The following is a 24,245-nucleotide window of genomic DNA, read 5'->3' as shown; positions in this document are numbered from 1 at the left end:
ACTCTCCTGCCAATGAAGTGTCAAAGCACCTCGTCGTATAATTCCAGATAAGCTCGTGCTGAACGATCCCAACTGAAATCAGAATTCATTGCATTTTGCATCAGATGATCCCAGGCTTGCTGATCCTCGCGGAACAATTGAACAGCTCGCTTAACGGTGAAAAGAAAATCATGGGCATTATAATTATAAAAGCGATAGCCATTCCCGTTTTGAGGGTCTTCCTCACACGGAATAACTGTATCGGATAAGCCACCGGTGTTGCGAACAACAGGAATTGTTCCATAGCGCATAGCCATCATTTGAGCCATGCCGCACGGTTCGAAGCGTGAAGGCATAAGAAAGAGATCAGCCCCCGCATAAATCTGATGCGCCAGTTCATCATCAAACAGTATACGTGCCGCAACTTTTTGAGGATACTTATGGGCAAAATAACGCATCATGTTTTCGTAATTCGCATCTCCGGTTCCCAGCACAACAAACTGAATATCCAGCGCAAGAATCTCTTCAAGGACATGAGCCAATAGATCAAGCCCCTTTTGATCGACTAAACGCGAGACCATGCCCAGCATAGGAATCTTGCTTTTTTCAGGCAATCCTAATTTTTTTTGAAGAAAATCCTTATTCTTTTGTTTGGCATCAGGGGAAGACGAAAACGGATATTTTACATAGGGGTCTTTATCCGGATTAAAAACGTCATAATCCAAGCCATTGACTATTCCAATTAAACGGTCAGAGCGTTCCCTCAGAACGCCTTCCAAATGTTCTCCGTAATACTCGGTTTGAATCTCACGGGCATAAGTCGGGCTGACCGTTGTTAGCCGATCTGAATAAATAAGGCCCGCCTTTAGAAAATTGATGGCTCCATGGAATTCGAGAACACCATTTTGATAAAAATCTTCACTTAAACCTAAAATATCTAAAAGTACTTCCCGCGGAAAAACCCCCTGATACTTCAAATTATGTATAGTAAGCACTGTTCTAATCCGGAAATGGCAGGGATCCTGCCGGTAAAACTCTCTGAGCATAAGAGGTATCATGGCCGTATGCCAGTCATGGCAATGCAGGATATCCGGCTGAAAATCCGGGATATGAAGAAGGCTTTCTAAAACGGCTCTTGAGAAAAACGCGAATTGCTCAGCTTGATCGAATTCATTATATAAGGTGGCTCGCTTAAAATAATATTCGTTATCGATGAAATAGTAATGAACTCCGTTATAGACCATCTCTTCCAAACCACAATATTGCTGCCGCCAGCCGACAGGTACCTGGAAATGGGTAATGAATTTAAACTCTTTTCGGAAGTGTTCAGGAATAGCGCTGTACTTAGGCATAATAACCCGTACATCAACACCTTGTCTTTGCAAAGCAACGGGTAAGGAACCAGCGACTTCTCCCAAGCCGCCCGTTTTAATAAAAGGTGCTGCCTCAGCTACAGCAAATAGGATTTTCATATTAAGTCCTCCCTTCTATTCAGATCAACGGTTTTTTCGGCATCACCAGGGGATGATTTTGCCTTCCATTTATTATATTCCCCATGTCCACTTCTAAGGACTTATCGAGAATAACAAAATCTAATTTTGCATCTGAGCGAATGACACACTTTTGCAGAATAATACTATTTTTAATTTTAGCGCCTCTTTCGACGATCACTCCGCGTGAAAGAACGGAATTTTCCACTTCACCGTCGATTTCGCACCCACTGGAGATTAAACTGTTTTTTATATATGCATGTGATCCATAACGTGTAGGAGGATTATCTATAATCTTCGTGTGTATCCTGTTCTCACCCAAGAGTAACTTTTCACGAATCGGCAAATTAAGCAAATCCATATTGCCATTAAAATAATCTTGAACCGAATTAATGCTCTTAATATAGCCTGTAAACGGGTAGCCGTAAACCCTAAGTGAATTCAAATTTTCACTGATAACTTCCATTAAATCTGCGGTATCAACCGTATGATAGCCTTTGATGATTTCCATAAGTAGATGACGCCGGATAATCAGAATTCCTAAAGAATTTCCTATCACAATATCATTGCTGCTGTGAGTCGGCTCCTGACTTAATGATTTTTCAATCCGATGGACAGCCTGATCATTACCGATATTCAGGCATCCCTGACCCGGTTGTGCACCGTCACAGCCATCTTCTCTATAAATAAAGGTCACATCCGCACTCATCCGTTCATGAAAGCTTAAGGCTTCTTCATAATGAAGATTAAACACCTGATTGCAGCTGCTGATAATAACATTTTCGGCAAAATCCTTATATAAAAACTCATAGTTCAATTTAAGATCTTTGATATAAAATTTGTTTTTATTTCTAAGCCCGTTAATGGCTCCCGGCAATATGTAAAGGCCACCTGCTTTCCTGTCGAGAAACCACGATTTACCCGCACCGAGGTGATCTAATAAAGGCCGATAAAAAAAGGGGGTGATCATTCCGATTGTCCTTAAACCGGAGTTGACCATGTTTGATAAAGCGAAATCGAGCAAGCGATAGCGCCCTCCAAAAGGAACCGCGGCAATTGGGCGGTATTGAGCAAGCCCTTGCAATTGATCACCGTCACTATTAGCATATAAAATACCAATTGTATCACGCATGTTGCTTACTCCTTTCTGTCGTCTTAGCAGTTGCATAAACGTTGCATCCCGCTTCAAAAACAGAGCCCGAGTCAAGAACTTCATTTCCTTCAACAACAGTAATTCCATCCTGTTTCAAGGGTTCCGAAGGAGTAAGACCAATTTGGCAGCCATTTAAAAGTACTGCTCCTTCACCAATTATCGCTTTATGAATTTTAGATTGGGCATAGATTTTAGCATTCGGCAAAATAATGGAGTCCTGAATGTCAGCCCCTTCACCGATAAAAACACCGGGAGCCAAAATAGAATGCTTAACCTCTCCGAGAATCGTGCAGCCATTTCCGACCAAACTATCGGCGATTAAAGCCTGAGGTCCAATATATTGTGCAGGCAGAATATCTTCGTTGGAATATATCTTGTAACTTCTATCGAATATATCAATTGCATTCTCCCGTCCCAAACATTCCATATTCGCCTGATAATAGCTTTCGATGGTCCCGACGTCCCGCCAATATCCATGAAAAGGATAGGCAAAAATCCGAGTTCCCTCACTCAATTCTTTAGGAATAATGTTTTTCCCAAAGTCATTCTCAGAGTCTGTGCGCTGATGATCCTTTAATAAAGCCTGCTTAAGAACAGACCAATTGAAAATATAGACACCCATTGAAGCAATATCACTTTGTGAATGATCCGGCTTCTCTTCGAACTGGGTCACTTGACCTTCTTCATCAGCCGTTAATATTCCAAAACGCGACGTTTCCTCCCAAGGCACGGTTAACGTCGAAATTGTAATTTCCGCTCCTTTTTCCTTATGAAAATTAAGCATCTCCGTATAATCCATTTTGTAGATATGGTCTCCTGAGAGAATCAGGACATATTCCGGATCATAGAGGTCCATAAAATTGATATTGTGATAAACGGCATTCGCAGTACCACTATACCAGCCGCCTTCGTTTCCGCCCTGATAGGGCTGCAGAATATGAACCCCGCCAACAGGATCATCTAAATCCCAAGCGGAACCCGATCCGATATAGGAGTTAAGCAGATAGGGCCTGTATTGGGTGAGAACCCCAATCGTGGTAATCCCTGATTGAGCACAATTGCTAAGGCAAAAATCAATAATGCGATATTTACCGCAGAAGGATACTGCGGGTTTGGCGATATGACGTGTGAGCGGCCCTAAACGGCTTCCCTGTCCACCCGCTAACAACATAGCTATACATTCCTGCTTAGACATCCTTAAGCGCTCCTCTCTCTGATGAAGGTTTTCTCTCTGTTGTTTATTTAGATTAGACTAGCGGTCCCGGGGTATCCTCGCTCTAACCTTCCATATTCCATCCGCATATTCGCGAATAGCTCGGTCGCTTGAAAACCTCCCGGATTCCGCAATATTAATAAGGGACATCCGATTCCACTCCTTAGGATGGCTATACGCTGCCTGAAGACTTTTAAAAGCCTCAATATACGCCGCAAAATCCTGAAGCACAAAAAATTCATCATTATAAAGCAACAAAGAGTCGTAGATAACGCGGAATTCCTCGCTGGCTTCTTCAAAGAAACCGTTGATAAGCTGATCAACAATACACTGCAGTTCGGAATTCGCATGATAGACATCCCAAGACCGATAAGTGCGTTCCCGATTATATCGGATAACCTCCCCGGCGGTCAGGCCGAATACAAACATATTGGCATCATCCACGGCTTCACGGATTTCAACATTGGCTCCGTCTAAGGTCCCCAAGGTGACTGCACCATTCATCATGAACTTCATATTTCCCGTTCCCGAGGCTTCCTTGCTTGCTGTTGAAATTTGCTCGCTGACATCCGCTGCAGGGTAAACGACCTCTCCGACGGAAACATTAAAATTCTCAAGGAAGACAACCTGCAAAAATTGATTTGCCGCTGGATCTTTCTGTATTTTTTGCGCCAAAGCATTGATCAGTTTAATCACAGTCTTGGCATAATGATAGCCCGGAGCGGCCTTTCCTCCAAAAATAAAGGTATAAGACTGATTAAACACAGCTGAATTATCCCGCAGCTGATTATAGAGGTACATAATTTTCAATACATTAAGCAGCTGGCGCTTATACGCGTGCATCCGTTTAACCTGAACATCAAACATCGATGACGGATCGAGATTAATATTTTGTTTTTCCGAAATCAGTTGAATCAATTGACGTTTATTCTGGTATTTAACCTTTGCCAACTGTTCTAAGAAATTCGAGTCGTTATGAAAGGCCTTTAACTGTTTTAATGCTTCAGCGTTTTTAATCCAACCTGATCCGATGCCCTCCGTAATGAGATGAGACAACCCTGGATTTGCCGTCAATAAAAATCGACGATGGTTAACGCCATTTGTCTTGTTATTGAACTTATAGCCGAATATTTGATAAAACGCATTAAAGGATTCCCGTTTAAGAATTTCCGTATGGAGAGCCGCTACCCCATTCACGGAATAACTGCCAAACACAGCGAGATTGGCCATGAATATCTGTCCGTCGCGCAGAATCCGCGTTTGTTGAATCAGGTCATTCCGTCCTGGAAAGCGTTGCTGCAAATACTCCAAAAAGCGCCGGTCAATCTCTTCGATAATCATATAGATCCGGGGCAAAAGATTGCGGAACATATCGATCGGCCAAGATTCCAACGCCTCCGGCATAATCGTATGATTCGTAAAGGAGAAAGTATTGACCGTAATCTTCCAGGCTTCTTCCCAGGCGAGCCCTTCTTCATCCACTAAAATCCGCATCAGTTCAGGGATACATAAGGTGGGATGGGTATCATTAATATGAACGGCTACCGAACGTGTAAAGTCTGCTAAAGCAGCACTCTTCTTTTTATAGGAGCGAACGATAGATCCTAATCCGGCGGCTACAAAAAAGTATTCTTGCTTCAAACGCAATTCCTTGCCTGCCGGACTGCTGTCATCGGGATAAAGGACATAGGAGATGGACTCAACCTCTGAGCAGCTGGCATTGGTCGGTTTGATCTCCCCCCGATTAAAGGACTCCAGGTCCAATTCTGTGGGAACGGACTCAGCACTCCAAAGTCTTAGGTTATTGACCGTTTCCGGATTATCATAGCTCATGATCGGAACGTCATAGGGAACGGCCAGGACTGATTCGTAGTTTTCATGGATAAACTGCCATTTCCCATCGATATTTTCGACTTTGACATTGCCCTTGAACTTAACGGTGACCGCCTTTTCCGGCTTGCGTATTTCCCAAGGAAAACCTTTGCGCAGCCAGTTATCTGCGACTTCGTGCTGGTAACCGGCTATAATCCGCTGTTCAAACATCCCGTATTTATAGCGAATGCAGTTTCCATGTCCTTTAATCCCTAAAAAAGCCATTGAATCCAGAAAACAGGCGGCAAGTCGGCCAAGGCCCCCATTACCTAGACCAGGATCATTTTCTTGCTTTAACAGCTCTTCAAGATCAATGTTGAGATCGCTCAGACCTGCTCGGACTATTTCTTCAAGACCGAGATTAACAAGATAGTATTTCAAGAGCTTTCCCATTAAAAATTCCATGGAAAAATAGTAAACCCGCTTCACATTTTTATCGCGCGGCTTAGCTAAAACCCTCTCGGAAATCATAATTTCTTGAAGCAAGGCAATCAAGGCGTGATATTTATTCCAGGGTGATGCATCTTCAAGGATGACTCCTTCTGATTTAACCAATTTATCAGTATAGGCTTGTTTAAAACTTGCGATGTCTTGAAACATTACGACCTCCTACACTTTTTTGGATTGGGCAACAGGCTTAAAGATTAAACAAGACAAGGGCGGAATCTCGATATTCAGGGAATTATCACGTCCATGCCAGGCAACGGGTTCCGATTTAAGGATTCTTCCTTTTGGCGGAGTATCTCCGCCAAAATCATTCCAATCCGAATTAAAAACGAGCCTATAGCGACCCTCTTGAGGTATACCAATGCGAAATTCGGGATAATGACGGGGCTGAAAATTAAGGACAACGACTAAGAAGTCTTTGGGATTTTTCGCCCTGCGGCAAAAAGCCAGAATGCTTTGACTATTATTATTAACATCTATCCATTCAAACCCATCCCAATTCGAGTCCATTTCCCATAAGGCTTTTTCCTTTTGATAAAAATGATTAAGCCTGCAAACATATTCTTTAAGCTTACGGTGAGAATCATAATCGAGGAGCAGCCAATCCAGTTCCGCACTATCGCGCCACTCAATAAACTGAGCAATTTCCCCCCCCATAAAGAGCAGTTTTTTACCGGGATGAGTGAAAAAATATCCATACAAAGCTCTCAAACCTGCAAACTGTTGTTCATAGCTTCCCGGCATTCTTGAAAGCAGAGATTGCTTGCCATGAACGACTTCATCATGAGAAAGCGGGAGAACAAAGTTCTCAGAGAAAGCATACGTTAACGAAAACGTCAGCAATTGATGATGATACTGGCGCTGTGAAAAATCGAGCTTCATATAACGCAGCGTGTCATTCATCCAACCCATATTCCACTTATAATTGTAGCCCAGCCCATGAACTTCAACAGGATAAGTGACCAGCGGCCAGTCGGTTGACTCTTCAGCAATCATCATTACCCCTGGAAACTCCCGAAAAACAACGGTATTCAGTTTTCGCATAAAAGCAATAGCTTCAAGATTCTCACGCCCCCCCTCAATATTAGGCTTCCAAGAGCCCGGACTTTTTCCGTAGTCAAGATAGAGCATGCTGCTGACCCCATCGACACGAAGTCCATCAATATGATATAAGGATAACCAAAAAAGAGCATTTGATATCAAAAAGCTTAAAACTTCAGTTTTACCGAAATCAAAGATATAGGTTCCCCATTCTTTATGTTCCTCTTTTTCAAAAGCCGCTTCTCCATTAAAAAGGCCCAACCCATGTGCATCTTTACAAAAATGTCCAGGAACCCAATCCAATAAAACTCCAATCCCAGCCTGATGGCATTGATCGACAAAATACATAAAATCCTGAGGCTCACCGTAGCGCCGCGTGCAGGCATAATATCCCGTCACTTGATATCCCCAAGAGCCGTCAAAAGGATGTTCCATAATCGGCAGAAGCTCAATGTGGGTATATCCCATTTCTTTAACATAGGGTATAAGCTCTTCCGCCAATTCACGCCACGAGTAAAATTCACCATCGGGATGCTGACGCCAGGAACCCAAATGAACTTCATAAATCGCCAGAGGGCGATCAATTTCAGTTCTCCTTGAGCGTTTCTTCAGCCAATTTTGATCTTTCCATGAATAAGTATCCAAATCATAGACAACAGAGGCTGTATGGGGGCGCAGCTCTGCGGAAAAGGCATACGGATCAGCCTTATACAATACTTCGCCTTTCTTGGTCTGGATTTGGTATTTATAACATTGACCTGAAAGATTCTCCGGTATAAAGAGCGTCCAAACTCCCGTATCCCCGGCTTCCTGCATAGCCATACATTGAGAACCCCAACCGTTAAAATCGCCAACCAGATTAACCCCCGAAACTGATGGCGCCCACACTGCAAAATGGGTTCCCAGTACTCCGTTATGATTCAAGAGATGGGCTCCGAACTTAAGATAACTATGATGGAACTCTCCCCGATTAAATAGATAAATTTCCTCTTGACTTAAAAAATTCATATTATTCATCCTAACGATTCCTCTCGTTTATATCGGTTCTTAAATTAAAGTTCTTCGAATAAAAGGCTTTTCCTGCAAGTCGTCATAATTAAACAATATATTTAGGAATTCTTTACAAAAGACTAAAATAAAACAAAAAAAATAAGGAGTACTCAAGAAAGCCTTGAGATACCCCTTAACATCATTCCGTTATTCTCCAAGTGCCGTATCAAAAACGCCGCGAACAATTTCCTTTGTGGGAACTCCTTCATGTACCTTTTTGCCTTCAACAAAATAGGTAGGGACATAATAATAATTATACTGCCTGGCAATTTCCGGCTGAAGGTTTTCATCAATAACTTTGACCTCAACCGCACTGTATTTATCATTTTCCTCGCAAAGTTCATCCATCCATTGAAATGCCTTTTTACAGTAAGGGCAGGATTGCATCGTTAACATAATTACAGGTTTCATCTCACCAACACCTTTTTTTGATTATACTATTAAATCAGCCTTCTGTCTTTTGATCCGGGTCGCCATTAAATACACAAGAGGGAGTATGTACAGATAAACGGCATAAGGCACATATCCGGCAATGCTTACATTCAATGTAGTCGTTGGAACAAGAGCTGCAATATTCCAAGGAATTAAGGCCGAAACCAATATCCCGGAGTTTTCAATGTCCAAAGAAAATTGATCATTTTCTCCCTGACCATAGCACACTTTCATAATCTCGCTGGTTAAAACAACGGCAATGGTTTGGGTACAACCGAAAGCTGCAGCAATTGTACTTACAATAAGCGTTGCTGAAAACCTCTTTTCCCTTCTCATCTCCATCTTCAGGAGCGAATTTTTAAGGCGGTCAAAAATCGCTATTCCTTCAAATACCCCAGCCAATGAGCAAGAAATAAAAATGACCAGTGTTGTTTTGAGCATTGGAAAAATTCCTCCGCCCTTCATTATGTTTTGGAGAGCGCCGTGATCTAAGTGAAATCCCCAGAACACTGTATATAAAATCTGATGGAGCGGAACCTTTTGGACAACAAGACTAAGAATGAAAGCAACAAGAATGCTCATAAGCATCGTCATCTGAATCCTAACTTTGAGCAGGGACAGTATAATAATCATAAGAGCCGGAATCAGCATAATAAGACCAATCTTAAAGGTTTCCATCAGATCGGAGGATAAGCTGTTATTCACGATTTGCAAAGGATAGCTGCGCGAAAGGATACCATAAATGATAACCGTCAAAGAGACGGATAGAATCGAAGTTCTAAGCATATTTCGGATATTCGTAAATAAGCGCGTTTCGGTCAAATTAGCAACGAGCACAGCACTGGAAGACATGGGGGAGCATCTATCCCCAAAATAGGCGCCGGCAATGACAGCTCCAGCAACCATATTTAAATTAATGCTGCCGCTTTTAGCCAGGATAATTAGTGGCACGCCAACTGTGCTGACCGTTCCCAGTGAAGTTCCAATCATAAATGACATGAAACAGCTGATTAAAAAAGCGGACAAGAGGAAACCGGTCGGGGAAATATATTGTAAGCAATAGTATACAAGCGAAGGGATTGTCCCGGAAGCCATCCATAAACTGATAACCGCCCCGATAAGAAGAAGAATATTGATAACAACAAAGGACTTCTTCCCGCCTTCATAAGACATCCGCAAGACTTCTTTAAATGTAAAGCCCTTTTGGAGAGCGTAAGCCAAAAATAAAACCCAACAAATAATCAGCGGATAACCGATATACCAACTTTTGATAACGCTCAACATAAGAAGGCTTATGGATACAACCATAAGAAATAAGACTTCCACAAAAAAATCCTCCTTAATTTAAAACCAGTAGCTATAAAACAGCAAAAAGTCTAAAACCGTTACGAATATCCCGATCACCCCTAAAAGGGTTTTTGTTGTAAATGTGTTTTTATATTGTCCCATGACTTTCGAGGAAGAGGTCAGGAAAATCTGTAAGAAGATCGTAATCGGCAGCTGGAGACATAAAAACATCTGCGAATAGATGAGCCCCTGGAAAGGATCAGAAACAAAGAAAATACAAAGTGTGGATAGAAGCAGAATCAGAGCTACTCCCACCTTAGTATGGCTGTCCTGAATATCATAGGGTTCCTTAAACATCCCGGCGACAATCGTTCCGCCTGCCATTCCCGCTGTCAGGCTTGACGAAATACCTGAAAACAGCAAAGCAATCGCGAAAATAATCCCCGCACTGTTTCCTAATAAAGGTTCCATGAGATGCTTCGCTTCACTAAGTTCAGTAACCTCAATCTGATGATTAAAGAAGGTCGCGGCAGCTAAAATGATCAAAGCACTATTAATCGCCCACCCCATTATCATTGAAAAAAGCGTATCTGTAAATTCGAATTTTAACTGTCGCTGAATAAATTCAGGATCTTCCTTATGCCAAGCTCGGCTCTGAATCGTTTCAGAGTGCAGAAACAAATTCGTCGGCATGATGACCGCACCAAGGATGGATAAAACGACCAGATGCGACCCCGGAGGTAAACTTACGGTAAACCATCCTTTAGCTGCTTCCGCCCAACTCACATGGACAAAGCTTAATTCAGCTACAAAGGAAAACCCGATAACCGATACAAAGCCAATAATCCATTTTTCAATACGTCGATACGAATTAGAAAACAGGAGCCACAGTACCAGGATTAAAATAGGAACTGCAGCTATTTTGATCGGAATCTTAAATAATAGATTTAAAGCAATTGCTCCGCCAAGTATTTCCGCAAATGCTGTTGAAATCGTTGATAAAACTGCTGTTAAGAGAATTGTCTTAGAAAGAGACGGCTTTAGATGCTTTGATGCAGCTTCAGCTAGACAATCTCCTGTAACAATTCCTAAATGGGCGGCGTTATGCTGTAAAATGAACAACATAAAAGTAGCAAAGGTCACTGTCCACAAGAGCTGATAGCCATAATCCGAGCCTGCCGCAAGATTCGAGGCCCAATTTCCCGGATCAATAAAACCAACGGTCACAAGTAAGCCTGGACCTATGTATTTAACAAAATCTTTAGCACCGAGCAGCGGACTGTGATGTTCGCCGTTGAGCCATTGGTTAAGATGTTTCATAATTTTCCGTCCTCACATTTCCCCTGCTCAAATTCTCTATGGCTGTATTATATCAACATTTTGAGATTTCGCGAAGGAATGACGGGTTGATTAAAAACGAATTTCAAAATTTTAAATTTTCGTCCAAATTCGACTCTGTTTATGTTATATTATTTTGAGGGGGTGTTTTCATGCTTGACTGTTTTAACAGAAAACTAGAATTGTCTGACAGGCTGGAAACCGATTATTCACATATTCTTCACTATGACTTTCCCAATGAATTTACGGATACCTATAAAACATATGAAAACTCTCGCCTGTGGACTATTCTCGAGGGTGAAATTTCCGTGTTCATTGATCAATATTCTATTCCTATAGATAATCAAAAATTTTTACTGCTTCTCCCTGAGGCAAGTGTTAAAGTGAACATCGAAAAGCCGACAAGGGCTTTAGTTTTTGAACTTAACGACAGCTTGCTCAAAAAAGCGTACGATAATTTATCAACCGACTATGAAACAGATTGTGATCAAATTCTAATCAAAAAAATCTTTTGCGCTAGTGAAAGTTTGGACTTTCATGATACGCTTGGCAGGATTGTTAAGGCCTTAAACTCTAAGGGCAAAAACATGGAGTATCTTCTGAATTTATATTCCCAGGAATTAATCTTTCACCTTCTTCAAGTTAAAGGAGTCAGCCAATTATTAAACCTTAAACCAGAAAATTTAACCAGCAAAGCCATTCAATATATGAACGATAAGTACATGCTTCCTATCACGATCAAACAAATATCCTCTCAATTTGATATGTCTGAAGCAAATTTTTCGCAATGCTTTAAAAAGGCAACCGGTATAAATCCTAAGGAATATTTAACGAATCTTCGCATGGAAAAAGCCAAAAAAATGATCACCCATTCCAGTGTAACGGATACCGCATTTGATCTGGGCTATAGGAATGTCTCTCGATTTATTACCCTTTTTAAAGAAAAGTACGGAGTAACACCCAAGCAGTACCAGAAGAACATTTTTTAAAATCATAATTAACCTCACCTAACATATAAGAATTACAAAACTATACCCCATCACTTCGAAAGAACTGAGTTCCTTGAAGAGATGGGGTTATATTATTCCTATATCAATACTTCAAAATACAGCATCCCGATCAAAACGAGGATAATGGTAATTGGAAAGCCAATTCGCAGGTAGTCGCCAAATCCAATTTTTATACCGCTCTTTTTCGCAAGTTCTACAACGATCAAATTTGCTATCGAACCGGTAATGGTAAGATTTCCGGCAAGAGTACTGAAGATTGCCATATTAGCCCACCATAATGAACTATGCTCGGCCGGGATCATAAATTTCAAAAGCATCACAGCCGGTACATTGCTTACGATATTTGACAGAACGACCGTTAAAACCGTAAACGCTTGAAAATTGATCATCTTAATTTTCCCTATAAGCAGGGTGAACAGTCCGCTCTGTTCAACTCCACCCACAACAACAAACAAGCCAATAAAAATAACGAGAAGATTATAGTCAATACCGGCATAAACCTTGTTCGGTTTTAAACGCCGTGTAATAAGAAGGACTGCTGCCCCCAGGCTGGCAACCAGTGCAGGTTCCGGCCCAAGTGAAAATCCAAGGACAACTGCCCCTAAAATGACAATCCCTTTAATCAGCAAAATGCGCGGGATGGGTTTCGTCCGTAATTGCTCTTCTGGCAAGTTCAGCGGCTGAGAAAGTTCTTGTGCATAGACTTTTGCCAATACCCCATAAACCAGGAAAAGTCCAAGGATTGATATCGGCAGTGCTAAAAGCATATACCATCCAAATGCAAGATGAGACAGACTCCCGATCAATATATTCTGCGGATTGCCGATCAATGTTGCTGCACTCCCAATGTTTGAAGAGAGGGCAACCGCAAGCAAGTACGGAATAGGTTGGAGCTTTGCCCGACGGCAGAGTGAAATGACAATCGGGGTAAATAGCAAACATACAATATCATTGATGAGAAAGGCGGATAACAGCCCTGTCATTCCAATAACGATGCCTAACAGCCCCTTTGCTGTCTTCAGGCGATCCATGGCATAATAACCAAGGAAATCGAATAAGCCGATAACATTCATATATGAAGAAATCAGCATCATCGAAAAGAGCAGGATGATTGTTCGATAATCAACTGTCTTAACCGCCTGATCAAACGTCATTACCCCAGTAATGATAGTTAAGGTTGCACCAATGATCGAGGCTCCTGCGCGGTCCACACGAAAAAACGGACTTTTGCCAAGTGTGAAAATGATTAAAACTAAGCTAAGAATAAGTGCTGAATAGACCATGGTACCTCCCCTGCTGCATTATGTATCTCATTCATTCTGAGCTTAGTAACGATTGCTTTTTAAAGTCACCTTTTGCCCTGCGGAATAGATTTTCACGCGTTCCGCACCCGCAACAATCCTAAACGCACGAAGGTTATCTTTAATGATAAACCCGGAGAGAGCCCCCAGACCAAAATCAAAAAGCTGCGGAGCTAAAGGTGTTCCCGGGCTAACCAAAGTAACCCTTTTGGCGTTTCCGGACAGTTCAAGCAAGCGCGGCAAGGTTTTGTCAACAAGGCAGGAACTCGTTATATATACATAATCACATTCAGGAAGTATATATTCACTCGCGGACATCGGATAATCCCCCTCACCAGGATCCGCTTCAATAATGGCTAAATCGCATATCGGCTCCATCAAACGGTTTAGATAGGGAAAATGCCCAATAACCGCAACTTTTTTACCTCTCACCTCATTTTGAGACATAATAAAAGGGTCATTCATTCGATCTTCAACCCGCTTGGCCTCAGAAAACTCCACCCCATTTTTCCTTGCCACTTGAGGATTATTGTAATAGGCATTAATAGCAGCCAGTCCCACTGAAGCTTCGATAAAATTCCATGACTTTATGCAGGTCGCGACCTCCCGCAGCGGCAATCCAAGCAAATCCTTCGTAAACATTGGCATTCTGGTATCCATAAGGCGCATAGAAGCAATCCCCGCGCCTTCACCGCTGCGGACGTAGGAATGAGGATAGCCGCAAATAAGTTCGTCTGTTTTCAGTTCTTCAGGGATTCCGTTAATTAAGGCATCATAGATTTCCCACATCTCACTGCCTCCTTTTTAGTTTTAGTTATTCCTCCAGTAGATCTTTAGTAATTTTCTCCCCTTCGCGCAAACGGTTGCGAAGATTCCGCAGCGTATTATCCAGCTTCTCAAGACTGGCTAAGCTTTGCCTTTCTGTCTCAGAAGTCTCAATAACCCGAGCGATTCCCCCATTTTTAATAACAATGCGTTTATCCGCACTGAGGGCAAGCAAGGGATCATGCGTTGAAACGAGAATAATCTTTTCTCTTTTCGCGAGAAGCTCAATTGCCTGCCGGCGATCAATTCCAGCATTTTCGATCTCATCAATCAAAATAATCGGAGAATCGCTCATAAAAGCGGTATCGGCAATCATTAGCGCTCTGGATTGTCCCCCGCTGAGCTGTGTTACCTTGGTATCCTCGGAAAATTTTTCCCCGGCTAACTCATTTGCCGCTTGAAAACACCGAGTGATGACTTCACCCGTATTAAGTGTCAGTCTGCTTTGAGCATGCATTTCGAGAAATTCACGAACCGTTAAATCCATTACAAAATTCATATTCTGAGAAAGCTGAGCCACCAATTTGCCATCCATCTCAAACCGCTGCTCATCATCGAGTTCTTTGCCGTTAACCCGTATGTGACGTCCTGTAGGGGTATCCCCTTGAGCCAGACATTCAATATCACTCAACAGTCTGCTCTTGCCTGCCCCTGTCGGTCCAACAATGCTGATAATTTCTCCGGTTGAAAGGGTAAGCGTAATATTCTCTGGTTCCCTCGATTTGTTATAACCGCCGATAATCGTAAGATTCAATACTGAGCTTAAAGCTGTCTCCGACTTTGTGAAGTTTTGAAGGAATTCACAAAAGCCGAGCATAACTCCATATCGATCCATACCGAATTCTTCAAACATTTCATCTTGAATTTCCTCAAGTGCTTCAGGCAAAGTCAATTTTTGCGACACGCGATCCAAACGCAAATTCGCTAGAAAATCTACGGCAATCGGATATTCCTTAAGTACTTCTTCAAGGCTCGTACTGTTGATGAGCGACATAAACTCTTCTATTGTCATAGTGAATCAAACTCCATTTTCTTCATCATTCCATTTTGATACGACTCACCAATCCGCGTCTCCCCTGTGCAATACGAACAAACTGCAGCCGGAGTTGTAAAGCGCAGCTTCATATCTTTAAGCGTCGGAATATCGCGTGTTTCTTGTATATATTTGGACAACAGGAAAGCTCCTTGTCCTGTAATTCCATTCACGAAAACAATCCTTGCTGCTGCATTCACCTGTTTAATATTAAAGGCAAAAACTTCTCTCTCTGCTTGCGAAACGATGTCTCCTTTGGTGACAACAACAATGTCTGCCAGCTTTAACATGGGGCCGATTTTGCGCGGTGTCTTCACCCCGGATAAATTATCGATGACGCAAATCGAAAGTATCCCATTGATGTAAGGCGAGCAGCGGTTGCAAAGTCCGGCACTTTCTGTAATCAAGAGATCATATCCGGCTTTGATTCCCCACTGAACCGCATCCTCAATATTGCTGACGAAAAAATGGTCGGGGCATATCTTTCCTGAATAACCGGTCTGGACGGGGATACCCGCTTCTTCATAGCGTTCCTGATCAAAGGATGTCAAACAATCAAACTTGACTACACCAACGTGCTCCTTGACCTTCATATTTTCAAGGAGCTTTAATATTACCGAAGTCTTCCCTGAAGAGGGCGGTCCTGCAACTGTAATAAGCTTCATCACGTATCTCCTCTCTATCTTCTCTGCTGCTTCAATCTATAGGTATTAAAGCCCGCTTATCTTAATTCTTTATCTGAATTCTTCATCCAATCGTTTTTCTATTTCTTCATCGGTTAAATTAAATTCCCGAGCATATTCCCTGGCCCGTTCTCTCTGCTCATAATAAAATTGCCTGCGTTTCTCCCGCTCGATAAGAGGATCCTGTTTTCCATGGCCGATGGCGCGAATGCTTCGAAAAACAGCATAGCTGATCAGTGAAGTTACTAAAAGCATAACAATGCTTTGTATGGGATCTCCAAAACCAAAACCCAGGATCATTCTTTTTCACCTCGAAAAATTATGCCGTTTTATAGTTCATAATTTAACTTTATACGTTTATTTTAACAAATACCTAATTAAACGCAACAAAACATAAAAGCAGATCTTTATGGAATCTGCTTTTATGGTATACCCTATTTTTTGAGTTTTCCTTTGCCCGTTTATCTTAGCTTACCGTTTTCCTTATTTCTTACAAAATAATGAATGATATTGGGATTGTTCGTCTTGCGGGGCTGAATCTCAAATTGCTTAAAGGAAGAAATAAGCGGAGTTAACTTTGTGTGGCCATAGTTCCGCGTATCAAAATCAGAATAGCGTTTATTCAATCTCTTCCCCACCTCACCTAAAAAGGCCCAGCCATCTTCATCGGAACTCTCAGTGATGATTATTTTTATTGTATTAATCAGCTCTTCTATACTTGCCATACCTTCTTTGTGATTTTCCTGCCTCAATTTAGGGAGAATATTCGTTTCAGGCGTACTGGACGATATTGTGGCTAAAACCTCAAGGTAAATAAATTTCTCACAGGCAGCGATAAAGGGCTTTGGCGTTTTCTTTTCGCCCATGCCGATAACATACATCCCGGCCTCCCGGAGCCGCGCGGCCAGTCGCGTAAAATCACTGTCGCTGGATACTATGCAAAACGCGTTGACATTGCCCGAATAAAGGATATCCATCGCATCAATGATGAGCGCCGCATCCGTTGCGTTTTTCCCCGTAGTATAGCTGTATTGCTGAATGGGTGAAATTGAATAATTGAGCAGAACCGATTTCCAGGAAGAAAGCTGAGGCTTAGTCCAATCTCCGTATATTCTTTTATAAGTGGGTGTTCCATAGTTAGATACTTCATCAAAAATATTTTTTATGTATTTTTCCGATACGTTATCTGCGTCGATTAACACGGCAATTTTCTTGTCATATTCCATATCGTATCCCCTTAAATTTTATTCAAAAAAGAAACTAGAATTTTTGAAGCATGATCTTGCTAAATTCCCTAAGATCATTAAGATGGTATTCGATAACTTGACTTACAATCTTCAGATTAAGTGATTGATAGTTGTGAACAGCAATATTTCGAAATCCCACCATCGATTTTAAGAATTCTGCTAAAGATTCATCTAAACAATTCTCTTGGCGAAGAATATCGAACGCTTCACGGCTGCTTTGTGGAATACCCCATTGATTTTCAGCTACAATATGCATGGCTAAATCAATAGCTGCTTCACACCCTTTTTGCAGGTTTAAGATGATGGAATCTTGCTTTGTAAAATTCTCAAGATTACGCGAATCATTAGCATATTCTTCATGAATACGCTGAATGCAGCGTTCGATAATAGCACATTTATTATAGACTACATCATCTCCCATAAATTGTTCCCCTCTCTTTTATCTTTTTAAGAATGGGGGCGCGCTCTTCATTCAGTAATGCATATTCTTTATACGTGCGTAGGAAATAATATTTTCGCCGTGTCTCATCCTTACAGAAAAGCACTCTTCCATGTCCAATAACTTGCACCTGAAAAACGGTACTTGCAGATTGTAAATTGACACAATCCACGTCCTTTCCAAGTAATTCAGCCAATTTCTGAGCAATACAAAAGGACTGATATTCCTCGATCTTTTGATCTGTCAAGAAAGCAATATCAATATCACTTTCTTCATTGGCTCTGCCTTTCGCATAAGAACCAAACAGAATAATCAGCCAAGGCTCAATTAAGCTGTTTAAAGTATGAATGACAGTTTTAATCTGAGGAGAATCAAGTTCAAGTAAATCGGCCATAAAAAATGCTCCTATCGGGAGGTTTTTCCATATTATAACATATTTGTTTGCGCATGTCAGTCATTTCTAAAGCTTGTCCTATCAAAAGCAACTCATTTCTTTTATCCAGTAAGTGCATTACATTATTACTATATCATGAATCAGACTTCAAATCACAAGCTATTTTCCTTACAGTTCCAACACTTCAAGGTCGTTCGGGACATATAAATTCCCGCTGTAATAGAGCTTTCCTTCATCTGTGTACAATTCCTTGCGCTTTGAAAGATTCCGATCTTCCGTATGCCATAAAACGAGATTCTTGATCTTTAATTGTTCAGCCAGCTCACAAGCATCTTTAACTGTACTGTGATGCTTCTCATAAGGCTTAAAAATTTCACGGTCGCCATAAAGACAAAACGCTTCACCTAAGAGCCAATCGCTATTCTCCACATATTTCCGGCACAACGGATTATAAGGCTCGTCTCCCATACAGGTCAGTGTTTGGCCATTCTTCAATTTTACATTAAAACCAAATTGTTTAGCCTTCGTCGAATGGATATCAAAAAAAGTAAATTCGTAACCGATAAGATTCTCTTTTTGCCCATTTTCAACAGGACAGAGCATTATTCTTTTTCCCAGCCACTGAGCAACATTTTTATCAAGAGTGATCTCTATGAGTGTCAGGAGGTTTTGCATCAATTCAGCATGGCCAAAAATATTGAAATTTCCCTCATACTTATCCGTCGCAATCAGCATCGATATTTTGCGGATGATCCAGAGCATTCCAAGCAAGTGATCGGTATGCTTATGGGTGACAAAAGCGTTATGAATGCGCGAAAACGGTATTTGAGCCTCATCCAATATTCCTAAAATGCCATTGCCGCCGCCGGCATCCACTAAAATGTATTCTTGTTCATCCGTTATTGCAAAACACGTATTATAGCATTTTGTCGTAAGGGCATGACCGGTTCCTAAAACAATGAGCTTATCCATTTCCAAATCACTCCAAGTTACATGATCACGCTTTCTCTATCCTTCATATTAACATAGGATGAATAACTTGAAGTAGATTTGTAAAAAAAGAGCTTCGTTTATAGCAGCAAACGAAACTCCTTCTCATAATTAAATGATAATTTAATTGTTGGAGCCTGGTTAGGTCATCTTAAACATTGCCAAGATAGATAAATTTCAGCTCCGCCGCTTCACCGATAATCTTAGCCTTCTTTAAAGTTTCGACCGATGTTACCGGTGTGTCCGTCATCTTCCAGGCAGGGAAAAAACGGCTGACATGCCAGGGCACAGCGGGATTGAGTTCAGAAGATATAAATCGGGCAATCTCTTCAAGCTGACTGGGCTTATCATTGACGCCGGGTATTACTAACGTCGTAATTTCAAGATGAACTCCTGCTTTGTACAGAAGCTTAAGGTTCTCCATGATAGGTTCAGCCATGCCGCCGCAATAAGTTCCGTAAACACCGTCATTGGGTCCTTTAAAATCGACATTCGCTGCGTCCAAATACGGAAGGATCGCTTCAAGCGTTTCCCGGGACATATAACCGTTTGTTACCCAAACATTTTTGAGTCCTTTTGCCCGGGCAAGCTTCATGATTTCCAGAGCATATTCTACAAAAATCGTGGGTTCTGAATAGGTATAAGCAATCGAAGGGCAGCCATATTCAAGGGCACGCCGAACATGCTCCTCTGGTGAAGCAGCGATTCCTTCAACCTGCTTATGCGGCTTAGGACTTTGCGCAATTTCCCAATTCTGGCACCAAGGGCATCGAAAATTACACCCGGCTGCAGCCAGCGAATATGTCCGCGTTCCCGGTAAAAAGTGATAGAGAGGTTTCTTTTCAATCGGATCAATATTGGCGGCAATGGTCAGGCCGTAATTCAAAGTGTAAAGCTTCCCCTCACGGTTTTCCCGAACACCGCAAATCCCGCGTTTTCCTTCAGAAATCGTACAGGCTTGATGACATACACTGCATTTTACTTGATCTTCATCCAGCTTATGATATAAGATCGCTTCTTTCGTCGTAAGCCCTCCTTTACTCAAAATAACGCATCACTTCGAAACGCCGCATTTCCACGGGTTCCTCTAAACGCAGGCCTGCCTTTTGCTTCGCAATATTCACCTGCTCCTCAGCCGTATTGATTCCTTCCAAATGGGGAAGAAGGAGACCCGTCCGGCCTCGTCCGCGGACAACTACGCCGTATCGCCAGGGATCAAGCTCGTTTAAGCTCCCGATCTTTTCCATTTCGCCAAGAACATCGACTGAAATCGTAGTCGAGGACATCTCGCTTGATTCAACCGGCCAGAATCTAGGATCCTGCGTTCCCGCAGAAATAGCGTTATGCTCAATTTCCTGAGCAAGATTATCACGCCAGGGTTCTGTTGTTCCAATGCAGCCGCGCAATTCTCCGCCTTTCTTCAGCGTCACAAAACATGCCCGGCGCAATTGAAATTCCTCCCCGGCAGGCGGAGTGAGCTTGCGGGTGCTTCCCTCTTCCAGATACGTTTCAAGGCAAAGCCGAGCCCAAGACGGCAGGGGCGAAGATTGGTAAAGTTCAGCCACCATATAGCCTACGCCAAATGGACCTTCATAGGAAAAAATCTTCGGCATTCCTTCCTGTAAGGCAAGAGCTAAACGCAGACTGCGCCAGCCGCACTCTCCTCCTTCTTCGGCCATCTTCTCCGGAATACGCTTGATCTCAGAGGGATCTCTTGCTAATGAATTGACGATCCATTGATCCAGTTTAGGACCGGACGGATGAAGACCGGACGGACCCTCTTCTTTTAAACGATGCGATAAATCACCGCTGGCGACAAGCGCAATTCGTTCAGCAAAACCCTTAAGAATTTGAGCTATTTTTTGACCATACAGCTCCGGATCATTCAAAGGCATGCTCATTTCAACCAGTTTTCCCTGCCAACCGGCTTCCTGTAAAAAGTACAGCGGCACAAGAGCACCATGATCGAGCTTTTCCGAGTGAAGAAAAGCCTCTGGCAGCTGAGCGGCCAGAGCTTCTGTCAACAAGCGATGCCCTGGAAAAGAAAGTTTCACCTTGGGAACACCAAACGCTGCAAAATCGCCAAAGAGTTCGTCCCCTTGAAGGATCGTAACCCCTTTTCGCAAAAGCGTTGCATGCGGCGAAACGAACAGCACCGTTTCCACCTGAGCCTGAACGAGCTTCCTGGCTATTTCACGGTACGCCTCAAGTGTTTGGGAACACTTTGCCTCTTCACCTCGCCCGATCTCCGGGACAACGATCGGCGGATGGGGTACAAACGCTGAATAGACTAAAGGCATAGTCATTCACCTCTTATCAAAAATTCCAAAAATAGTTTAAGCGAATTGCCTTGAATATATAGCTATAAAATAGTGAACAAGAAAATTAGGAGTTAAGATGCTGGATTTTCCATAATGCCAACGAAAAGCGGCAGCCCAGTTTTTACATCCATAATTCCGTAAAGGAAGGGGCGATCAAACGTGAGTTTCTTATCAGACATGGGGATTCCCCTCGTTTTCATCTCAACGGAGGTTGCTGCAGCAGCTTCAGTACCCTTCTCATCTACCATCAAAAAGGTTTTTTGCAGAACTTTGCTAATAAAAAGATCCTTTGCGTGTTGTTCATTCATTTGAGAAAAGTCGGCTTTGTATCGATCAAAGGCTATCTCCATTCCCATATGTTTAAGCTCATTGACTAAGCTGTCTTCATAGCTTACTCCAAACTTCGGCAGCGCAAGTTGGACCGGAGTATTGGACTTTTGAGCGAGTGTTCCTGAAATCTTCTTGTAAAGAACAGATTGATCCTGTTTGACAAGCCATTCACGCGGTGTTGTCTGCCCATCAGGCAATACGGCAAAGAAGGCAAAATGGCCGTCATCATAGGGCAAGGCAATGCCCGAAGCATCTTCAATTGCAAAATACGGCATCTGTCCGTTCTGATGCATAAATGGTGTTTCAACCGGACCCTTTGGTGAATTGAAACTTTGCTGGTGCGTAGAATTCTTCTCAAATGGGGTCTGCCAATCCGACTTAAAGTAGATCGCATCAATGAGATACATGACAACGTCAGGATCAATCGATTGAACCATTTGATCGATTTTTCCCTGTGTCGCCTTCTTCACCCAGTCGTTTATAATATTTGGCGTATTTTTATTCTGTAAGTCAAGTTGATGAGCTTCAGCAGAATAGTAATCCGCATTAGCTTGAAGAAACGGTTTATATGGCTTGAAATCTTTGCCGTACCAGATCGAATTGGCTATCGAAAGCTTTGTATTGCTGTTTGTTTGCTTAAGCTGTCCCGTCCAATCCCGGCAGGCTTGATTGACCTGATCAACAGTTAAACCCTGATCCGCAAGCACCTTCAACATAGCGGTTTTCGTATCCCCATCTGCCCCATTTAAAGTCATAGCTAGTGCAAGATAAGCCGAAGCCGGCGAGACGAGAATATTCCCGGTATTATCCGCTGAAGCCTTCAGAAGTTCTGCCGAAAAATGCCGGATGGATTCACGGGATTCCTCCGACAAAGTTCCGGGTACGGGTTTCTCTGCCGCCTGAATATTTTCCATCAAATCCGCAGCTTTTGCTGTTTGCACCCCCGTTGTACATCCTGATAACATCAGCGATATACTCATACAAACGATCAAGAAAAGAGAGAATTTGCGTTTCATAAACAACCTCCCTAAAAATAATTCGTTCAGCCAAAGAATTTTATTCAGCCACGTAATTTCTTCTCTTTTTGAAAAATAACTTGCTTCCTGCATTTCTATAACTAATTTGAACTTACAATAAATATTCTCCGTTGAAAGGGATATCCCTACTCTGCATCCCGTATTAAGAAGATTAAATCCGATTCTTTTGCATACTGGACTAGGTCACGGAGACACTAAGTAAAACACGCAAGGCTTTCCAAGTCAGTGCGCCGTACCGTGTTTACTCTTCAGCCCCTTTTTGCTATTCTTAATTTATCCTAAATCTATCCAATACTTTCCTATTTAACAATTAAGTTAAGATAGAGATAGAGATAGAGATAGAGTTAAATGTCTGTAGGAGGAATAGCTATGACTGAAACTCAGCCTAAAATAGAACTTGCAACATTTGCCGGCGGCTGCTTCTGGTGCATCGAATCCGCCTTTGACGGAATAGACGGTGTCCTTGAAGCAAAATCCGGATACACAGGAGGAGGCGTGGAAAATCCAAGCTATCAGGAAGTATGCTCCCAAACAACCGGACATCTGGAAGCCGTACAGGTCAAATACAACTCTGAAAAAATATCCTATAAAGACCTGTTAAACCTCTTCTGGCCGCAGATTGATCCCACGGACACCGGCGGGCAATTCGCTGACCGCGGCAAATCCTATCAAACGGCCATATTTTATCATTCCGAAGAACAACGCCAAGCTGCTGAAGCTTCGAAGAAAGCCTTAGGTGAAAGCCAGCGTTTTGATGCGCCTATTGCCACGCGCATTCTTCCCGCTCAGCCTTTTTATCCCGCCGAGGAATACCACCAGGGCTACCACAAGAAAAATGCCCTGCATTACTCCCTTTACCGCAAAGGCTCCGGCCGTGAAGACTTTATCCAATTGCATTGGCCTAAAAGCAAGCCCAACCTGAAAGAGAAATTGACGCAAATGCAGTTTCACGTGACTCAAGAAAATGGGACAGAGCCGCCCTTCCAGAATGAATTCTGGGATAACCATAAGGAGGGCCTCTATGTCGATATCGTCTCCGGCGAACCCCTTTTCAGTTCCCTTGATAAGTTCGACAGTGGCTGCGGCTGGCCAAGTTTCACAAAGCCACTGGCAGAGAATAATATCCTGGAAAAAACGGATTTAAGCCATCATATGAGCCGCACGGAGGTACGCAGCCGCGGCGCTGATTCTCATCTGGGTCATGTATTTAACGACGGACCTACCCCGGAGGGATTACGCTACTGCATTAACTCGGCAGCACTTCGATTTATCCCAAAAGAGAATTTGGAACGCGAAGGCTATGGAGAATATCTTCGCTTATTTAAGTCCTGAT

Annotated in this window: 22 protein-coding genes; 2 read left to right on the top strand and 20 right to left on the bottom strand. The window is 42.5% G+C overall.

What is annotated here, in order from left to right:
• Window positions 1-20 precede the first annotated feature (20 nt).
• From glgA to ACHOLT_RS13015, 8 genes are all read right to left on the bottom strand, one after another.
• The gene (gene glgA / locus ACHOLT_RS13050) at window positions 21-1,451 is read right to left on the bottom strand and encodes a glycogen synthase GlgA (protein ID WP_425801342.1); all 1,431 of its coding nucleotides are present in this window, start codon (window positions 1,449-1,451) and stop codon (window positions 21-23) included.
• Window positions 1,452-1,470: 19 nt separating this feature from the next.
• Entirely contained in the window at window positions 1,471-2,601 is a 1,131-nt protein-coding gene (gene glgD, locus ACHOLT_RS13045; protein WP_425801339.1) for a glucose-1-phosphate adenylyltransferase subunit GlgD, read from the bottom strand.
• Window positions 2,594-3,817 carry a glucose-1-phosphate adenylyltransferase gene (locus ACHOLT_RS13040; protein WP_425801336.1) on the bottom strand — a complete coding sequence of 408 codons (1,224 nt, stop codon included), beginning with the start codon at window positions 3,815-3,817 and terminating at the stop codon, window positions 2,594-2,596. Before ACHOLT_RS13040 ends, glgD begins: the two co-directional genes overlap by 8 nt.
• Before the next feature lie 57 nt (window positions 3,818-3,874).
• Window positions 3,875-6,307 (bottom strand): glycogen/starch/alpha-glucan phosphorylase, encoded by a 2,433-nt coding sequence (locus ACHOLT_RS13035; protein WP_425801334.1) that lies wholly within the window; start codon window positions 6,305-6,307, stop codon window positions 3,875-3,877.
• Between the two features lie 9 nt (window positions 6,308-6,316).
• A complete protein-coding gene (gene glgB, locus ACHOLT_RS13030; protein ID WP_425801332.1) occupies window positions 6,317-8,212 on the bottom strand; it encodes a 1,4-alpha-glucan branching protein GlgB in 1,896 nt (631 codons plus the stop codon).
• A 180-nt stretch (window positions 8,213-8,392) separates the two neighbouring features.
• A complete protein-coding gene (locus ACHOLT_RS13025) occupies window positions 8,393-8,656 on the bottom strand; it encodes a thioredoxin family protein (protein ID WP_425801330.1) in 264 nt (87 codons plus the stop codon).
• 21 nt (window positions 8,657-8,677) lie between these two features.
• On the bottom strand, window positions 8,678-10,003 hold the full coding sequence (locus tag ACHOLT_RS13020; RefSeq protein WP_425801328.1) for a Na+/H+ antiporter NhaC family protein: 1,326 nt from the start codon (window positions 10,001-10,003) through the stop codon (window positions 8,678-8,680).
• 18 nt (window positions 10,004-10,021) lie between these two features.
• Window positions 10,022-11,284, bottom strand: a complete 1,263-nt coding sequence (locus ACHOLT_RS13015; RefSeq protein ID WP_425801325.1) for an Nramp family divalent metal transporter — start codon at window positions 11,282-11,284, stop codon at window positions 10,022-10,024.
• Window positions 11,285-11,454: 170 nt separating this feature from the next.
• Here ACHOLT_RS13015 and ACHOLT_RS13010 point away from each other — a divergent pair, with 170 nt between their 5' ends.
• Complete coding sequence (locus ACHOLT_RS13010) at window positions 11,455-12,291, top strand: helix-turn-helix transcriptional regulator (protein ID WP_425801323.1); 837 nt, start codon at window positions 11,455-11,457, stop codon at window positions 12,289-12,291.
• Window positions 12,292-12,389: 98 nt separating this feature from the next.
• Here ACHOLT_RS13010 and ACHOLT_RS13005 read toward each other — a convergent pair whose 3' ends face one another.
• From ACHOLT_RS13005 to ACHOLT_RS12950, 12 genes are all read right to left on the bottom strand, one after another.
• On the bottom strand, window positions 12,390-13,595 hold the full coding sequence (locus ACHOLT_RS13005; protein WP_425801321.1) for an SLC13 family permease: 1,206 nt from the start codon (window positions 13,593-13,595) through the stop codon (window positions 12,390-12,392).
• 42 nt (window positions 13,596-13,637) lie between these two features.
• On the bottom strand, window positions 13,638-14,402 hold the full coding sequence (locus tag ACHOLT_RS13000) for a Rossmann-like domain-containing protein (RefSeq protein ID WP_425801319.1): 765 nt from the start codon (window positions 14,400-14,402) through the stop codon (window positions 13,638-13,640).
• A 25-nt stretch (window positions 14,403-14,427) separates the two neighbouring features.
• Window positions 14,428-15,450 carry an ATP-binding cassette domain-containing protein gene (locus tag ACHOLT_RS12995; protein ID WP_425801317.1) on the bottom strand — a complete coding sequence of 341 codons (1,023 nt, stop codon included), beginning with the start codon at window positions 15,448-15,450 and terminating at the stop codon, window positions 14,428-14,430.
• Window positions 15,447-16,136, bottom strand: a complete 690-nt coding sequence (locus ACHOLT_RS12990) for a GTP-binding protein (RefSeq protein ID WP_425801315.1) — start codon at window positions 16,134-16,136, stop codon at window positions 15,447-15,449. The genes ACHOLT_RS12995 and ACHOLT_RS12990 overlap by 4 nt, the downstream gene beginning before the upstream one ends.
• A gap of 69 nt (window positions 16,137-16,205) precedes the next feature.
• On the bottom strand, window positions 16,206-16,454 hold the full coding sequence (locus ACHOLT_RS12985; protein ID WP_425801313.1) for a hypothetical protein: 249 nt from the start codon (window positions 16,452-16,454) through the stop codon (window positions 16,206-16,208).
• A gap of 161 nt (window positions 16,455-16,615) precedes the next feature.
• A complete protein-coding gene (locus ACHOLT_RS12980; protein WP_425801311.1) occupies window positions 16,616-17,380 on the bottom strand; it encodes an NYN domain-containing protein in 765 nt (254 codons plus the stop codon).
• A 34-nt stretch (window positions 17,381-17,414) separates the two neighbouring features.
• A complete protein-coding gene (hepT, locus tag ACHOLT_RS12975; protein WP_425801309.1) occupies window positions 17,415-17,822 on the bottom strand; it encodes a type VII toxin-antitoxin system HepT family RNase toxin in 408 nt (135 codons plus the stop codon).
• Window positions 17,812-18,234, bottom strand: coding sequence for a type VII toxin-antitoxin system MntA family adenylyltransferase antitoxin (gene mntA, locus ACHOLT_RS12970; protein WP_425801306.1), 423 nt, complete (start codon window positions 18,232-18,234; stop codon window positions 17,812-17,814). Before mntA ends, hepT begins: the two co-directional genes overlap by 11 nt.
• Window positions 18,235-18,402: 168 nt before the next feature.
• Entirely contained in the window at window positions 18,403-19,206 is an 804-nt protein-coding gene (locus ACHOLT_RS12965; RefSeq protein WP_425801304.1) for an MBL fold metallo-hydrolase, read from the bottom strand.
• Window positions 19,207-19,375: 169 nt separating this feature from the next.
• The gene (gene amrS / locus ACHOLT_RS12960) at window positions 19,376-20,269 is read right to left on the bottom strand and encodes an AmmeMemoRadiSam system radical SAM enzyme (RefSeq protein WP_425801302.1); all 894 of its coding nucleotides are present in this window, start codon (window positions 20,267-20,269) and stop codon (window positions 19,376-19,378) included.
• Window positions 20,262-21,524, bottom strand: coding sequence for an AmmeMemoRadiSam system protein A (amrA, locus tag ACHOLT_RS12955; RefSeq protein WP_425801300.1), 1,263 nt, complete (start codon window positions 21,522-21,524; stop codon window positions 20,262-20,264). The genes amrS and amrA overlap by 8 nt, the downstream gene beginning before the upstream one ends.
• 92 nt (window positions 21,525-21,616) lie before the next feature.
• Entirely contained in the window at window positions 21,617-22,891 is a 1,275-nt protein-coding gene (locus ACHOLT_RS12950) for a serpin family protein (protein WP_425801298.1), read from the bottom strand.
• 369 nt (window positions 22,892-23,260) lie between these two features.
• Between ACHOLT_RS12950 and msrB the strand changes: the two genes are divergently transcribed.
• Window positions 23,261-24,244 carry a peptide-methionine (R)-S-oxide reductase MsrB gene (gene msrB, locus ACHOLT_RS12945; protein ID WP_425801296.1) on the top strand — a complete coding sequence of 328 codons (984 nt, stop codon included), beginning with the start codon at window positions 23,261-23,263 and terminating at the stop codon, window positions 24,242-24,244.
• Window position 24,245: the final 1 nt, after the last annotated feature.

The sequence above is a fragment of the Desulfitobacterium nosdiversum genome, from assembly GCF_049860565.1.
Taxonomy (GTDB): Bacteria; Bacillota; Desulfitobacteriia; order Desulfitobacteriales; family Desulfitobacteriaceae; genus Desulfitobacterium_A; species Desulfitobacterium_A nosdiversum.
This window is presented reverse-complemented; position numbering and strand designations above follow the sequence as displayed.

What these genes read in the sequence shown, in the direction of transcription:
- ACHOLT_RS12980 (WP_425801311.1), bottom strand. Translation starts at nt 17,380, where the DNA reads ATGGAATATGACAAGAAAATTGCCGTGTTAATCGACGCAGATAACGTA.
- ACHOLT_RS13025 (WP_425801330.1), bottom strand. Translation starts at nt 8,656, where the DNA reads ATGAAACCTGTAATTATGTTAACGATGCAATCCTGCCCTTACTGTAAA.
- glgD (WP_425801339.1), bottom strand. Translation starts at nt 2,601, where the DNA reads ATGCGTGATACAATTGGTATTTTATATGCTAATAGTGACGGTGATCAA.
- ACHOLT_RS13010 (WP_425801323.1), top strand. Translation starts at nt 11,455, where the DNA reads ATGCTTGACTGTTTTAACAGAAAACTAGAATTGTCTGACAGGCTGGAA.
- ACHOLT_RS13040 (WP_425801336.1), bottom strand. Translation starts at nt 3,817, where the DNA reads ATGTCTAAGCAGGAATGTATAGCTATGTTGTTAGCGGGTGGACAGGGA.
- hepT (WP_425801309.1), bottom strand. Translation starts at nt 17,822, where the DNA reads ATGGGAGATGATGTAGTCTATAATAAATGTGCTATTATCGAACGCTGC.
- ACHOLT_RS12995 (WP_425801317.1), bottom strand. Translation starts at nt 15,450, where the DNA reads ATGACAATAGAAGAGTTTATGTCGCTCATCAACAGTACGAGCCTTGAA.
- glgB (WP_425801332.1), bottom strand. Translation starts at nt 8,212, where the DNA reads ATGAATAATATGAATTTTTTAAGTCAAGAGGAAATTTATCTATTTAAT.
- amrA (WP_425801300.1), bottom strand. Translation starts at nt 21,524, where the DNA reads ATGCCTTTAGTCTATTCAGCGTTTGTACCCCATCCGCCGATCGTTGTC.
- mntA (WP_425801306.1), bottom strand. Translation starts at nt 18,234, where the DNA reads ATGGCCGATTTACTTGAACTTGATTCTCCTCAGATTAAAACTGTCATT.
- ACHOLT_RS12985 (WP_425801313.1), bottom strand. Translation starts at nt 16,454, where the DNA reads ATGATCCTGGGTTTTGGTTTTGGAGATCCCATACAAAGCATTGTTATG.
- ACHOLT_RS13015 (WP_425801325.1), bottom strand. Translation starts at nt 11,284, where the DNA reads ATGAAACATCTTAACCAATGGCTCAACGGCGAACATCACAGTCCGCTG.
- msrB (WP_425801296.1), top strand. Translation starts at nt 23,261, where the DNA reads ATGTCTGTAGGAGGAATAGCTATGACTGAAACTCAGCCTAAAATAGAA.
- ACHOLT_RS13000 (WP_425801319.1), bottom strand. Translation starts at nt 14,402, where the DNA reads ATGTGGGAAATCTATGATGCCTTAATTAACGGAATCCCTGAAGAACTG.
- ACHOLT_RS13035 (WP_425801334.1), bottom strand. Translation starts at nt 6,307, where the DNA reads ATGTTTCAAGACATCGCAAGTTTTAAACAAGCCTATACTGATAAATTG.
- ACHOLT_RS12950 (WP_425801298.1), bottom strand. Translation starts at nt 22,891, where the DNA reads ATGAAACGCAAATTCTCTCTTTTCTTGATCGTTTGTATGAGTATATCG.
- ACHOLT_RS12990 (WP_425801315.1), bottom strand. Translation starts at nt 16,136, where the DNA reads ATGAAGCTTATTACAGTTGCAGGACCGCCCTCTTCAGGGAAGACTTCG.
- glgA (WP_425801342.1), bottom strand. Translation starts at nt 1,451, where the DNA reads ATGAAAATCCTATTTGCTGTAGCTGAGGCAGCACCTTTTATTAAAACG.
- ACHOLT_RS13005 (WP_425801321.1), bottom strand. Translation starts at nt 13,595, where the DNA reads ATGGTCTATTCAGCACTTATTCTTAGCTTAGTTTTAATCATTTTCACA.
- ACHOLT_RS12965 (WP_425801304.1), bottom strand. Translation starts at nt 19,206, where the DNA reads ATGGATAAGCTCATTGTTTTAGGAACCGGTCATGCCCTTACGACAAAA.